Below are 14,073 nucleotides of genomic sequence, written 5' to 3'. Positions count from 1 at the left end.
TCTAATCAACGTATTCATCAGCAAAAATTCTCATCTCTACTTGAAGCGTTTCGTAATCTTCTTGAGCATCATGCCATGCTTGTGCATCACTATTGTCATCAAAGTCTTCTATATTATTTAATATATCATCTCTTTGACTTTTAAATTCTTCTAATTGAGAAACAATATCTTCCTCTTCTTGATTTGACGTTGCTGCGTTTAAATCATCTAGCGCTCCATCCCAACCTAAAACCATCTCTCTAGCCTTAGATAAGTATTCTTCCTGTTCTGTATAATCCTCGGCATTAAATGCTGTACTTAATATTTTCCCTATACCCCCAGAATAATTAACAGCCTCATGAGCAAATGTAGGTGAGACATCATTGCTAGTTGTAGTGATTGATTCCATATTATTTAAAGCCTCTTCGTCAATTTGGAATGTATTTTCAATAGATTGAACTTTACCGTCTTCAATATTCACAAATATAGTAAAACTATTGTCAGAGTTATCATCATAAACTAACTGGGAGTCTGTTTCTACTGTAGGATCTCCATGAAAATGTTTAAAATCAACTATTGAAACATTTTCTGGTAGAACATATACACTCGATATTGTGTCATCTATGCCATAATATATGCCAATGTCTCCATACTTTTCTACATTGCCAATATCCATGGAACTACTGCTACTAGTTTTTCCAAATTCTTGTTGTATGTCATCTTTTGACATGCCTAAATTAAACCCTTCATATCCCTCTGTATTATCTTCATTCATAAAATCTTCACTGAATTCTGATGACAACACTTTGATATCTACTTCTTTATTATTTTGAGACTCACTTTTATTACTTTGAAAAGCATTATTAGTGTCATCTTTTGAAATCACATTTTCATAAAAAAAGTAGCCTGTAAAAACTAATACTAGAATCAAGATAATAACTGCTAATATCGAAGAGATGATAATCCAAAGTTTACCCTTACTATGTTTATTTTGCTTTGTCTTACTACTTTCATAATCATTTTTCTGAGTTGAAGTATTTAAACTCTTATCATTATTTTCTTTATTATTTCCATCCAATTTTGTTCCACATTCATTACAAAATATTTGGTTATCTTCAATTTTATTACCACAATTAGGACAATACTTCATTATTATATATCCTCCCTAATTGTTTTTGCTTCTCTCTGTAAAACATTCACTTGTTTTAATCCTGCTTTCATTAATATAAATACTAACAGCCACACAATAAAAATGAGTACAAAATACTTAAGCGTATAGCTTCCTGCTAATGAAAATGAACTATTCCAAGTACCATGTAAAATAACCGATGAGAAAAAGAAAAATAAGAAGCGATTATCTAATATGTTACTAAATTCAAAGTTGTTATCTTCTTTAGCAATCACAATAGCAGCCCCTATAATAGCAGACCACACTAAATGACTTCCTATAGCTGTCCAAGCCCTTGTAAATACCATATCAATTAATGTAGCCTCTAAATTATCAGTGAAAGTTAAAATATAACCAGCAGATTCAAAAACAGCAAAGCCTGCACCAATTGCTCCTCCTATTAATAAACCGTTTAAAATTTTGTTTGTTTTATATTTGTTAATAAAGTAAACAATAATAATAGCCTTACCTGTTTCTTCCACTAAACCTACCAATCCCGCGTCTACTACAGTCATTGATCCGTATAAATAATAATCGTCACTAAATGTAATAAAATTATATAAAATCATTGTACTAATAAGTGAAATTACACCACCAATGAAAAACATTTTTAAAACTTCAAATAAGCTTATATTTTTAAACGCATTTGATTCATAAAAAAAGAATAAACCTGTTAATGGTACTGTTAATGCGCCAATAAATATTAACCCAGGAATCGAATTCTCATTACCAAAGACACCACCTAATATCCATAATGCTGCAAACGTGATGGCAAATGCTAGAAACACTCTCGAAAAAACCCATGGTTTCCCCCATTCTTCTGATACTTCGTCTAATGTTGGTGTTGTGGTCTTTGTGCCAGCTATAAATACTTCGTCTGATTCATCTTTTGAATGTGATTTAAACACTTCTGAAAACATATCCTTTAGATTTAAATTCAAACTTTCTTCACTACCAGCTAATCTTCCAATAGATTTGGTAGTATTACTAAATAAATTTTTAGCTTCAAACTTCAAATCAACATTATCTGCTGATTGTTTTTCAATTGTTTCCGCGCTTTGATTTAAAGTCTCTTTATTTTCAGTACTATAATTTACTATTAAATTTTGTCCGCAGCTCATACAAAATTTATCACCGTTTTCTACTTTTGTATGACAGTTTGGACAAAATTTCTCATTTTCAACTCTAGGTTCTTCTTTAACAAAATTATTTTCTAAGTTCTGCCCACAACTAATACAAAATTTGTCATGTTTTTCAACATGGCTCCCACAACTTGCACATTTCATACAATTCCCTACTCCCATATTATTTTCAATAACTATACATACTACTTTAATATATTGCACAAGAAAATTCTACATTATTTTTTAGTTTTAATATTTAATTTAATTTTTAAACAATAGCCAAAATAATTTTGAAAAATAACGCACATCCTGTAAAAGGAAATGTGCGTTATTTTGTACTTTATCATTTCAGTTATTTATAAAAATTCTATAATTTCTGTCCAGATTTACTACTCCTTCTTTCTCTCAACATCAACCCTAGTCGTGAATTGTAGTTTTTCTTTTTTAATACGTACTCACCATTGTAAATGCGACTTAACCATCACTTTTATTTTCCACTACCATAAACCAGGCTAAACTTAATATTAATTTACCCTAGCTTAACAATTCCTTTGAATTAGCTTTGTTACAATATAATTAAATTTGAAATTTAAAGGGGAATGGTTTTGAAGAAATTAACTTGGTCATTTATCACATCTATGGCATTAGCAACTACTGTCATAGCACCTACTACACTTCACGCAACAACAACAGAGAAAGATGCGCAAGATACAAAAGATAGTTCGACAAAAAGTATAGAGATTCACGATATCCAGGGAGAAGGTCATCAATCACCTTACGATGGTAAAAAAGTGAACAACATAAAAGGGATTGTTACATATCAATATGAATTAAATGGTGGCAAGTACTTACATATTGAAACACCTGACGATAAACAGGATAATAACCCGAATACATCTGAGGGTCTTATCATTTATACGGGTAATCAAAATTATGACGCTCAAAAAGGTGACTTAGTTAACGTTACAGGCACTGTCGATGAATATTATATTGATGGTTATGATGATAAACAGGAAACAGACTTACCAGTAACTCAAATTAATGCACGTGACGATAAAGGTGGCAACGTGGCTATTGAAGAAAGTAACCAACAATTGCCTGAGCCCTATGTGATTGAAAAAGTACCAAGTAAAATTTCTGCAAATGATAACTTTCAGACCTTTGATCGTGAGCAATACGCAATTGACTACTGGGAATCGCTAGAAGGCATGCGTGTTGAAGTTGACGACGTCAGAAGTGTTGGCCCACAAGAACATGGTGACCTTTTCACTGTTTCAGACGACCAACCAGCTGAAACGGACAATGGCGGTGTACGTTTAAAAGAAAATGATCAGCATGGTGAACGTATTCCTTTTAAAATGTATGATAATCATAAAGCGCGTGATTTTGATGTAGCAACAGGCGATAAATTTAAAGGTCCAATTATTGGTCATGTGAATTATGGATTCCAAAACTACAAATTAAATGTAGATTTAGATGACATGAAACAAGCACATGTCGAGGGTGACACTGAGCCACAACCAACTTCCATTGAACCGAGTAATCAAAAGCTCAATGTTGCATCTTATAATTTAGAAAATTTCTCTAACAATTCATCATCTACAACAGAGGATAAAGCGGATAAAATTGCGAATGGCATCACAGAACACATGAAAAATCCTGATATTATCGGCGTGACTGAAGTACAAGATAATGACGGTCCAAAAGAAGGCGGACCAGAAGCTAATAAATCTTACGAACGTTTAATTAAAGATATTGAAGAAGCTGGTGGACCAAAGTATAAATATTTAAATATCGATCCTTCAATGAATGAAGACGGCGGTCAGCCTGATGCGAATATCCGTGTTGGTTTCTTATATAATCCTAAACGTGTTCAATTTGATAAATCTATTGAATCTGGAGATGCAGACACAGCAGTATCATATAAAGATGGCGACTTAACATTAAATCCAGGTCGCATCGACCCGAATAATCCGGCCTTTGATGATTCTAGAAAACCATTGGCTGCTCAATTTAAATTTCATGGAGAACAAGTCATTGTATTAGCGAATCATTGGAACTCTAAAAATGGTGATACACCACTATTCGGTAGTCAACAACCTCCAGTATTAGAAAGTGAAAATCAACGTGTTGAAATTGCCAAATCAGTTGGACACTTTGTAGAACAAGTCCAAAAAGACAACCCTAATGCCAATATCGTATCCGTTGGTGATTACAATGATTTCCAATGGTCAAAACCGTTGAAAACATTTGAAAGCTTTAATATGAGCAATATGATTTATGATTTACCTGAAAGCGAACGTTATTCATACAACTATCAAGGTAATTCACAAGCACTTGATCACATATTCGTTTCAAATAACTTGAAAAACCATACAGAATTAGATCCAATTCATGTAAACAGTGATTTCACTGATATGTCAGGTCGTGCGAGTGACCATGATCCTCTATTAGCTCAAATTGATTTAAAACAGGCCCGTAAAGATGAAAAAACTAAATAGGCACAAAAAATCGACAAAATCATAAGAGTTTGTCGACAGAATTGAACGAGGATGCCATGCATCACTCGTTCTTTTTTTTATAATAAGATGTCATTGCTCAACTAAATAGACTTTTTCAGAGTAGCAACGTACGCTACCCATTTTTTCCTCTAAGAATTGATTCCATTTTACATCTCTATTTAGCTCATTTTCTTCTTTTAAAATTGCTAACGGCACTTGTAAGTTAAGACAGCGACCAGAAATATTAAAACGTGTGACACCGGCTGGGACAGTTTCTCCTCTATTAACGATTGTTTCGATTTCTTTAAAACCAAGCGGCTGGTATTTCATCAAAATATGTTGGCTAGATACACAAGTATTATCACTCTGTGCCATACGTTCCACATCATAAGTTTGACTATAACTGGCAACGACCTTTGCCCACGCTTCTAATTTCTGTTCTCCTAAATCTTCTATATATAAATATTGTTCGTCATAGCCTTTGCACATTGTAATAAATGGCGTGGTATTTTTAATTTCTGTCGTCCATGGCAAACTATCATCTTGTCTTAAATTTTCCCACCACTGACCAACAGGCACCTTATGATTCCATGTACTAATGGAATATTGCGTCTCATTAATATCTTGTACTGGTACAACGCGACATCCAAGTGCCTTGAGACTCGTGAAACGATGCACACCGTCAATGACCATATATCTACCTGATTGTGTTTGTGTAACTAATACTGGATGTCTCATAATTTGTTCCGCTTCAATACTTTGCTTTGTTTTTTCTAAACGCTTCGGCTCAAATGTTTCATGTAAGTCTATGTGTTCCACTGGTACAAGTTTTAATGCATTATACATTTGTTCCATTTTAGTCCTCCTTATTGATCAGATAAATAGATAAATGTCGGATGTGGATGACTTAAAAAATCATGGTGAGAAATAGACCAACCATAAGCGCCAGCGTAATTAAATATTACGACATCCCCAGTTCTTACAGATTTTACTGATGTTTCTTTTGAGAAAACATCTTTCGGCGTGCAGAGTTGACCGACGAATGTCACCTTTTCATTAGCGACTTCCATGCGTTCAAAGTGATAGGGATTATGATCAATATGACATATTTCAAAAGGATGATTGTGTTGCCATGACACTGGTAGTCTAAATTGTTGCGTGCCCCCTTTTAAAATAGCGTAATACGCATGATGCACTTGCTTGATATCAATGACTTCAGTCGCATAGTAACCGATATGCGCAACTAAGTAACGGCCACACTCAAAGTTCAACGTAACATCATTCATCGCTTCTTCATTAATCACATCTTGAAAGCCTTCAACAAATTGCTGCCATTCGAATTGTTGATTTAAATCTGCGTAATTGACTCCAATACCTCCACCGATATTGATATGTTTCAGTGGAAATTGAAAGGCCTCTGCCCAAACTTTGGCTTTGTGAAAATAGAGTCGCATAACATCTAGATGTAACGCTGCATCTAAGTTATTTGAAATAGAATGAAAATGAAATCCTTCTAAGTTGATATGCGGTAGTTCAAGTGCAAGTTTGATTGCTTGTTCGACTTCATTTTCTGATATACCAAATTGGGTTGGTCGTCCTGCCATGTGTAGCGTCGCGTTTGGAAAGGGTCCTGATAAATTCACACGTAATAAGACATCCATCTGTTCATTTTTGGTATCAAGGATAGCATTTAACCTTTTTAACTCGTATATACTTTCTACGTGAATGCGTTGAATGCCTTGATCGATGGCAAATGCTAATTCTTCATCTGTTTTGCCTGGACCACCAAAAATAATGCGGTTCGCTTTTTTATGTGCTAAACCTTTTTGTATTTCACCTTGAGATGCTACTTCAAATCCAGCAACAGATTCACTCATCGTCGCTAAAATGTCTTCTTCACTATTGGCTTTCATCGCATAATACATCTCACAGTTCTCTGGTAAGGACGAAACGATTTTGTGCACATGTTGACGTAATGCGTTTAAATCATATATATAATGACAAACAGGAGCGCCACTTTGCTTGATTTCTTTAATTTTGTCGGATATTTGTGTCACGTTTTGCCCCTCCTTTAAATGAGGTTAATTCTGATTTTAAATTACGGTAAAGTTTGCCACGATCGTCTCCAAGTACAAACGTATTAACACCACGTTGTGACCACATATCTTGTTGTTCTTTATTTCTTGGTAATGCACAAAAGTGTTTATTGTAATCACTTGTCACGTCATGCATGTAACGTAATGCTGATTGTACGACTTCACTGCTTGTCTCCCATGGCATGCCAAACGACTGAGATAAATCGGCAGCACCTTCAATAATCATGTCTAAGCCTTCAACTTGTACAATGTCTTCTATTGCACTGATGCCCTCTTGATCTTCAATCATCGCCATGACAATAATTTTATTGTTCGCATCTGCCATATAATTTGTTAATGGAATTTCACCAAACTTGGCCATGCGTCCACCATTTAAACTGCGCATACCTTGAGGATAATAACGACTTAATTCCACAATATGTTCTACGGTCGCTTTATCTTTAACATGAGGGATAATAATACCTCTTGCGCCCATGTCCAACACTTTGATAATATCTCGCTCAATGACTTGAGTGACCCTTACAATTGGCGTGATTTGCGCTGCTTCAGCTGCACGAATTAAATGTTCTAACGTTTCATCATTAATGGCAGCATGTTCAGTATCTATAATTACAAAATCATAACCACTTGCTGCAATGATTTCAATAACAAGTGGGTTCGGAATAGAATTAAAAATGCCATAGACTTCAGTGTCTTGTGCCAATTTATCTTTGAGGGATAACGTCATCATGATGAATCACTCCTAACGGGTTACTTACGTGATGGATTCTTATTTCTGTATCCTCTAATAATCTTCTTGTTGTCAATTTTTCTACTTGTATCGTTTTTTCAAATAGATCAAAATGCTCATAATTAGGCAGGTCAGGATGGGTTTGACGATACTGCTCGATTTCATCGTATACATACATCCATTGTTGACGTTCACTCAAATTGTAGTGACGTTCAAAGAACATAATGATTTCAGAAATATTAATAAAGAAAAATGCGTCTAGAGCAAAGTCTCTAACAAGTTCTGCATCTTCTGTTTCGATAAATGAATTACGATTGATTTTCTTATGTTCTTCTGGTGTATCTTTTAATTGAGGATTTTGTGCCTCTGTACTTAGTAATCCACGCTTAAAACGCACACCATCATGAAAATCTTTAATTGCTACACGCGTTGGCCAACCGTCTTCATGAATGAGCATCATATTTTGCGCATGTGATTCAAGTGCAATCCCATGGTAATAAAGCATATGGATAATCGGTTGCACTGCGACTTTGATAAATTGTTTAACCCAAGCTGCTACACCATATTGTGCAATCCATTGCTGAATAATTGGATTCTGTTGTTGGTCCAAACTATAAATCGCATTAAATGGTATCGCATCTTCTGTTTCAGTTAAGTAACTGTGTAAGTTCTCTCGCCATATGACAGATACTGCACCATAAATGGCTTCACGCTTTGATTCATCTAAATTATCATTAATATAAGACATTCCTAATATTTCACCTAAGAAGACCGTTTTTAATTCTTTATTTAGATAGCTGTCTTGTTCATGAATATGCTTTAACCAATCTGTAATCTGCGCTGCATTTTCAATCGTATGTGGCGCTAATACACGTTTAGTGGATGTATTCGTAATACTTAAGGGCACTTTAATATAATATTTAGACGTGTTCACAGGTGATAATGTACGAATCGATTGTTGCGGTGTATAGTATTCTTCCGATTCGCCTAGTAATATAATTTCACCATTAATCCATTGTTCAGCAAGTTCATTTGCAATAATGTGATCAAATTGCCAAGGATGTACAGGCAACCATTCATAGTCCGCTAATGATTTATCTAATGTTCTAAACACTTCTTTAAACTGCTGCACAACTTCATTACCTAACTGTTGTTGAAGTAATTCTTGCGATTCAATATTTTGAGAGACAGTCTGTTCAATATATTGTTTTGGAATTGCGAGCCATTTCAATGTAAATGTCGGCTGAAAATCAGGGCCATATTGCAAATTATCTACAAGGGTAAAGCCGAGACGTGATTTATAACTTGGGTGATAAGGATGACCTTCCATCGCATAAGATTCAAGTGCATCGAACGTTAATTTAACACTACCCGCAGTCATCTCTTTATATCGCATGGCTTGTGTATCTTTCAGTTCCGTTTGTAGTAATTCATTGATAAATGCCTCAACTTTTTCACTATTTTTATCAAATGTATAGATGACTTCTCGTAACATTGTGGCGTAATCAACCGTTACTGCTATATCGCCATCATCTGGGATTCGCCATACAGGTGATGTAAGTTCTAACCTTTGAAAGCTATCTAATTCTCTTACTTCAGCACGATACGTTGCGTCTTCCGCTTCAATTGTTACTGTCGTAGTAGCACCTTGTTGTGTCACCTCATATTGCACGACATCTTCATATATAATAGAAGTTACAAGTTGATTCATAATGCGGTGTTTTACTTGTTGTTCAATATTGTGCATCATGTTGTCGTACCTCCTCTTCCATAAACATTGGGTTTGGTATATTGGTATAAATTGGGTTATCGCCACACGCTTTTATTTTGCTCAAAAAGTTTGCTTTTGCTGAAAATGTTGGACTTTCGTATAGGTCATTCACATAGACTTTCATTTGTGTTGATATACTTGCGTCTTGAGACCAATCCAATAATTTATTGCGAACCGTTTGCCATAATGTCGTTTCACTACCAACGCGTTTGCCCATTGTAGCCACCAAATGCCCCAAATGATTTACAATAATGTAGTATTTAAAACGATGCCACGCTGCTTCATTACTGTAGACAACTGGACTTTCGCTTTGTATTATATTTGGAATAATTTGCGCACGCTTTGCGATACCTTCTGCGATGCATACGCCTTCCAAATCTCTGACATAACACACTTGCGGATGGCCATCTTTAAATTCAATCAAAGTATTTTGTACATGGCCTTCGAGACTAATGCCAGTGTCAGATAATAATTCAAGCATTGGATATAAGGTGATGTCTAAGTATGCACTTAACCATTCCTCATCCGACAAGTCACTTTGAGTAATCATCTCTCCTAACATAGAATCAGGCTCATGTGGCATGGTTTCAAATAGACTTGCTAACACGTGAATTTGTTTCTCCGAGTGATAATCTTCAATACCTTCACGCACAATCATTGCGGTGTTTGCTAATAAATCGAAAGCGCCTGCTTCAGGCGAATCTTTCAATGCACGATAACCTTCTTCGAACATCAGCTTAAAATGCTTTGTTTCATAATCTGGTTTTATCGATGCGATGACACTTGCGGCATCAATTGTACGTTCTACTTGTTCATGATCATTCGTTCTTACGAAGTTTGTGATTTTGACATTTATCGGTAATTTCAGGTAAACGTTAAGCTCTTTTGAAAATACCGTGCGAACAGAAGACGTCGGATAGACGTAATATCCGCTGATACCGATATCTTTAATAAAGCCGTCATCCATCCATTGTTTAAACTTAGCGTTGTCTTTTAATACAGCTATTTGATATGGGTGCACAGGTAATAATGTATAACCGGCTTCTATGTCATCAGTATCTAACTGTGCCAACTGTAATGCCAATTCATTTACTGCGGCGGCTCTGCCTTCCACATATCGTTCAAGCATGATAGAACGCTCAACTTGTATATAATACAGTTGAAATTGTGTCTGGCACTCTGGTGCATAATTCAATAAATCTCCTTCGCTAAATCCGACTGAACTCTTGGGCGTTGGATGAAACGGGTGACCCAAATAAAGGGATTGTTCCGAAATAATATACTCATCTTCAGTTTGTTGTTGTTGCGCACGCGTTAAATAGAGTGCGGTGCGTTTTACACTATTGTTAATATCTAGGTAAACATTGTGTAGTATTGCTTTTAATCCGGTTTTATCTTCATCTTCTGTTTGTTGTGCGAGCATCTCAAACAAGTGTTCAATCACTTCCATTGGTGCTAACTGTGAAGACGTGCCATTGTCTTGTGCACACATCACTGGGTGGTATGAGTGATGACCCATTTCTGACCAATAATTAAATTTACCTATTAACGTTTTAGATGGCCCGAGCGTGATGCACCACATGTTCTGCTCTGGTTGCGCATTGTACAAATTTTGTTCTCTAAAATATACATTCAATATACGTTCTACAGCTGCATGTTCAGCTATTTCCATATTCTGATTACTTTGCACGTTTATTATTCAACTCCCATACATTCATTGTTAATTTATAATCTTTCACAGCGTTTAATTGCGATGATAATAAGACAACACAACTGCTTATAAATATGCCGCCCATCACGATAAATGTAATCGTAGGGTTATAGCTACTTGTAATCACAGCGCCTAGCATACTGCCAGCAACTTGTCCTATAACTAACATGCTGTTAGTGGAACCAACGAAGGTGCCTTTTAAATCTTGGTGACATGCTTTAACAACGACATACATCACACTTTGAATTAATGCACTATACGTGAATCCTTGTATCACTCTAAAGATGATTAGCATCCACAGTGTGCTCGACAGACCTTGAAATATGACACTTAAGCCACAAATGAGTGCAGTGATTAAATAGACATATTTGACATAGTTTTTATCATTTAAGCTTCCCCATAATGGGGCACTTAAAATAGAGGCAGTCCAAAATGCAGATTGAACAAGACCTACCGCTGCTTTATCATCTAAAAATGTCTGGTTGGCGCCAGTTGTTAAAGGGGCGAGCGCAGTCATCATGCCATACATCGCAAGATTAGCAAGCATACCAACGATAATGAAGCGACATGTCACTTGAGAACACAGTAAACATTTAAATGATTGTCTTACACTACAACGCATAGGTTCTGCTTCGCTACTGTTATGCTGATGTGTGGTTTCTATAAGTAACTTAATGCCTACTGCACAGACAATAAATGTCAAAATAGCAATCACTAACAGTAACGATTGAAATCCAACAATACTTGCTGCAACGCCTCCGATAAGGGGTCCAACTAGAGAGCCCGCACTAATAGAACTTTGCAATTTTCCAAGGACTTTACCACGCATTTTTTCCGGTGCTTCACTCGTCGCAAATGCATTAGAAGTATCTACAACACCGCCAAATAATCCTTGTAACAATCTGACTAACACAAACTGCAGTGGCGTCGTACAGAGTGACATCAATAATAAACAAACTGCTAAACCTAATAATGCACGGAGTACCATCCATTTCCGGCTGATTCTATCGCCAAGTTTGCCCCACAACGGTGAGGAAATCATCGTTGTGATAGCGGGCGCTGCAATCGCAACTCCACTCCACATTTGAATTTCTGTAACAGATAAATTCTTGAGCGATGCAATATAGATTGGCAACAAAGGAACGAGTACAGTCAGTCCAGCTATCGAAATAAACTGGCTCAACCATAAGATGCGAAAGTTCCTATACCAAATCGCTTCACTGTTCATGACGCATCATGGGGTTTGGTATCGTCCCAATACTTGATGGCATACTACCGCCACCTGATTCTTGTTGATGTAAAAGTGGTAAAAGTACGCGTTTAAAAGGCCATGTTTGCTTCTCGAATAAAATATGTTGCACTTGTGCTTTATCCGCTTCCGAACAATCCATCTGCTGCACATGCTTTGAAAGTGATGATTTAATTTTATTCATTAACACGATTTCATCCAATCCAAAGACGTGATGTAGCATATCTACAATTGCATACAAATTCACTGATACTGCTAACGTTTGAAAATATGTAAAGAACGTTTCTATATCTTCATTAATTAACGTATTCGGAGAATTTTTGCTTATCGCATATTGTGGCATATCAATGTTATTTTCATGCATCCACTGTGGATAAATACGTACTGTATCGTGATCTCTCAATATGAATTGATCCACGTGCCCTTCTTTAAATAAAATCAAAATATTTTGTCCATGCACTTCTGGTAAGACACCGTTTTTCATAAATTTAAGCATAATATGAAGAAAGTAATCTACCATCTCATCAAATAACACTTCTAATTGCTGACTTTCCATTTGAGCCTGCGCTATGCCTAGAATATCTTCGTATAATGTGGCATCATGGGCCGCTAATGCAGCCATCGATACGAGTTGAGACGATGACGCTGTTACTTGGTTAGGATAACTTCTAATCTGTGTTGTCAGATGGCCTATTTGATCTTGGAATATATCTTTGTCTGCATTAATAAACGATAACCACTGCTTTTCATTACACAGCGCTACCTTATTTTCTAAAGTGCTGTCTTGAGCTATAATTTCACTTAATAATTGTTCTGCCTTTTCACCATTTAATAAGTAGCGTGTCGGTGTTAATCTCAGTGCACCTAATGACTGCATTGAAAACGGCACTTTAATATGCTGAAAAGGACGATGAATATCAATGAGCGAACGCATAGATGATGATGGCAAAAACGCGCCAAACTCATAATCTAGCGGCACAATAATATGCGCTGCGATTTCTGCTTGAAACATTTCGGGAATCACATGTATCATTTGCCAAGGATGTACAGGAAATACCATATACTCTGAAGATAAGCCTGCCGCCTCAAGCGTGTGTGCTAATGTGCCCTCATCTTCGATTGCTAAGGCTTCATTGAGTAAGCTTTCGTTTAAATACTCACTCTTAAGAATGTAATCACGATGTATCGCAACCGTTTTTAAAGAGAAAGTTCTAAAATATTCTGGTTGATATTGTTGATAATCTGCTGTATCTAAACCACGTTTTTCTTTAGCTAAAGGATGAAATGGACGATCCTTTAAGCTCGCAAACTGTTCTGATTTGATAAAAGGATGTTCTGATAAGGTTAATCCTTCTAATTGGGCTGTTAACTGATCCATCGCAACTTCAAGCCCTTCTCGAAAACGTGCTGTATTCAATTCACGGCTCGACGGTGCATTCATTTCAACTAGTGTGTCCCATAACGCTAATGCATTTATTTCATGTTCTTCGTCATTGTCTTTTACAAAGACGGTCGTTCCTTTTAATCTATAAATATTTAAACCACTATGATAAACAGGTATATAGAGCGCCTTGTCTTCATTGGAATATTTCAATAGCGTATCTGAAGCGATTTGCAATGCTTCACTTTTTGTCAAAAGACCAAAGACATCTTCAAATAATAGACCATCCACTAGATCTCTTAAAACAGTAGTGTGCGCATGATTTTGTTGATGATTCGCTGTGACTTCTATCACTGAACGACA

General features: G+C 36.1%; 10 protein-coding genes. 1 reads left to right on the top strand and 9 read right to left on the bottom strand.

All coding sequences use genetic code 11. The annotated features are described in order from the left end of the window. Position 1: 1 nt before the first annotated feature. Both AST02_RS07155 and AST02_RS07150 read right to left on the bottom strand, forming a co-directional pair. Positions 2-1,129 carry a zinc-ribbon domain-containing protein gene (locus AST02_RS07155; RefSeq protein WP_069816876.1) on the bottom strand — a complete coding sequence of 376 codons (1,128 nt, stop codon included), beginning with the start codon at positions 1,127-1,129 and terminating at the stop codon, positions 2-4. A gap of 2 nt (positions 1,130-1,131) precedes the next feature. After that, on the bottom strand, positions 1,132-2,433 hold the full coding sequence (locus AST02_RS07150) for a PrsW family glutamic-type intramembrane protease (RefSeq protein WP_069816874.1): 1,302 nt from the start codon (positions 2,431-2,433) through the stop codon (positions 1,132-1,134). Positions 2,434-2,870: 437 nt separating this feature from the next. Here AST02_RS07150 and AST02_RS07145 point away from each other — a divergent pair, with 437 nt between their 5' ends. Beyond that, positions 2,871-4,772 carry an endonuclease/exonuclease/phosphatase family protein gene (locus tag AST02_RS07145; RefSeq protein ID WP_370736898.1) on the top strand — a complete coding sequence of 634 codons (1,902 nt, stop codon included), beginning with the start codon at positions 2,871-2,873 and terminating at the stop codon, positions 4,770-4,772. A 90-nt stretch (positions 4,773-4,862) separates the two neighbouring features. Here AST02_RS07145 and sbnI read toward each other — a convergent pair whose 3' ends face one another. The 7 genes from sbnI to sbnC are packed head-to-tail and all read right to left on the bottom strand — an operon-like array spanning position 4,863 to position 14,064. Next, positions 4,863-5,627, bottom strand: coding sequence for a bifunctional transcriptional regulator/O-phospho-L-serine synthase SbnI (gene sbnI, locus AST02_RS07140; protein ID WP_069816870.1), 765 nt, complete (start codon positions 5,625-5,627; stop codon positions 4,863-4,865). A gap of 11 nt (positions 5,628-5,638) precedes the next feature. Continuing rightward, positions 5,639-6,829, bottom strand: a complete 1,191-nt coding sequence (locus AST02_RS07135; RefSeq protein WP_069816868.1) for a type III PLP-dependent enzyme — start codon at positions 6,827-6,829, stop codon at positions 5,639-5,641. Next, complete coding sequence (locus AST02_RS07130; protein ID WP_069816866.1) at positions 6,804-7,598, bottom strand: HpcH/HpaI aldolase family protein; 795 nt, start codon at positions 7,596-7,598, stop codon at positions 6,804-6,806. The genes AST02_RS07135 and AST02_RS07130 overlap by 26 nt, the downstream gene beginning before the upstream one ends. Continuing rightward, positions 7,573-9,345: a staphyloferrin B biosynthesis protein SbnF gene (sbnF, locus tag AST02_RS07125; protein ID WP_226957503.1), complete on the bottom strand. Its 1,773-nt coding sequence runs from the start codon at positions 9,343-9,345 to the stop codon at positions 7,573-7,575. Before sbnF ends, AST02_RS07130 begins: the two co-directional genes overlap by 26 nt. Next, positions 9,332-11,059 carry an IucA/IucC family protein gene (locus tag AST02_RS07120; protein ID WP_069816862.1) on the bottom strand — a complete coding sequence of 576 codons (1,728 nt, stop codon included), beginning with the start codon at positions 11,057-11,059 and terminating at the stop codon, positions 9,332-9,334. The genes sbnF and AST02_RS07120 overlap by 14 nt, the downstream gene beginning before the upstream one ends. Next, complete coding sequence (locus AST02_RS07115; RefSeq protein WP_069816860.1) at positions 11,049-12,308, bottom strand: MFS transporter; 1,260 nt, start codon at positions 12,306-12,308, stop codon at positions 11,049-11,051. The genes AST02_RS07120 and AST02_RS07115 overlap by 11 nt, the downstream gene beginning before the upstream one ends. Continuing rightward, positions 12,298-14,064: a staphyloferrin B biosynthesis protein SbnC gene (sbnC, locus tag AST02_RS07110; protein WP_069816858.1), complete on the bottom strand. Its 1,767-nt coding sequence runs from the start codon at positions 14,062-14,064 to the stop codon at positions 12,298-12,300. The genes AST02_RS07115 and sbnC overlap by 11 nt, the downstream gene beginning before the upstream one ends. Between the last annotated feature and the right edge of the window lie 9 nt (positions 14,065-14,073).

Source organism: Staphylococcus equorum (assembly GCF_001747895.1).
GTDB lineage: Bacteria > Bacillota > Bacilli > Staphylococcales > Staphylococcaceae > Staphylococcus > Staphylococcus equorum_A.
This window is presented reverse-complemented; position numbering and strand designations above follow the sequence as displayed.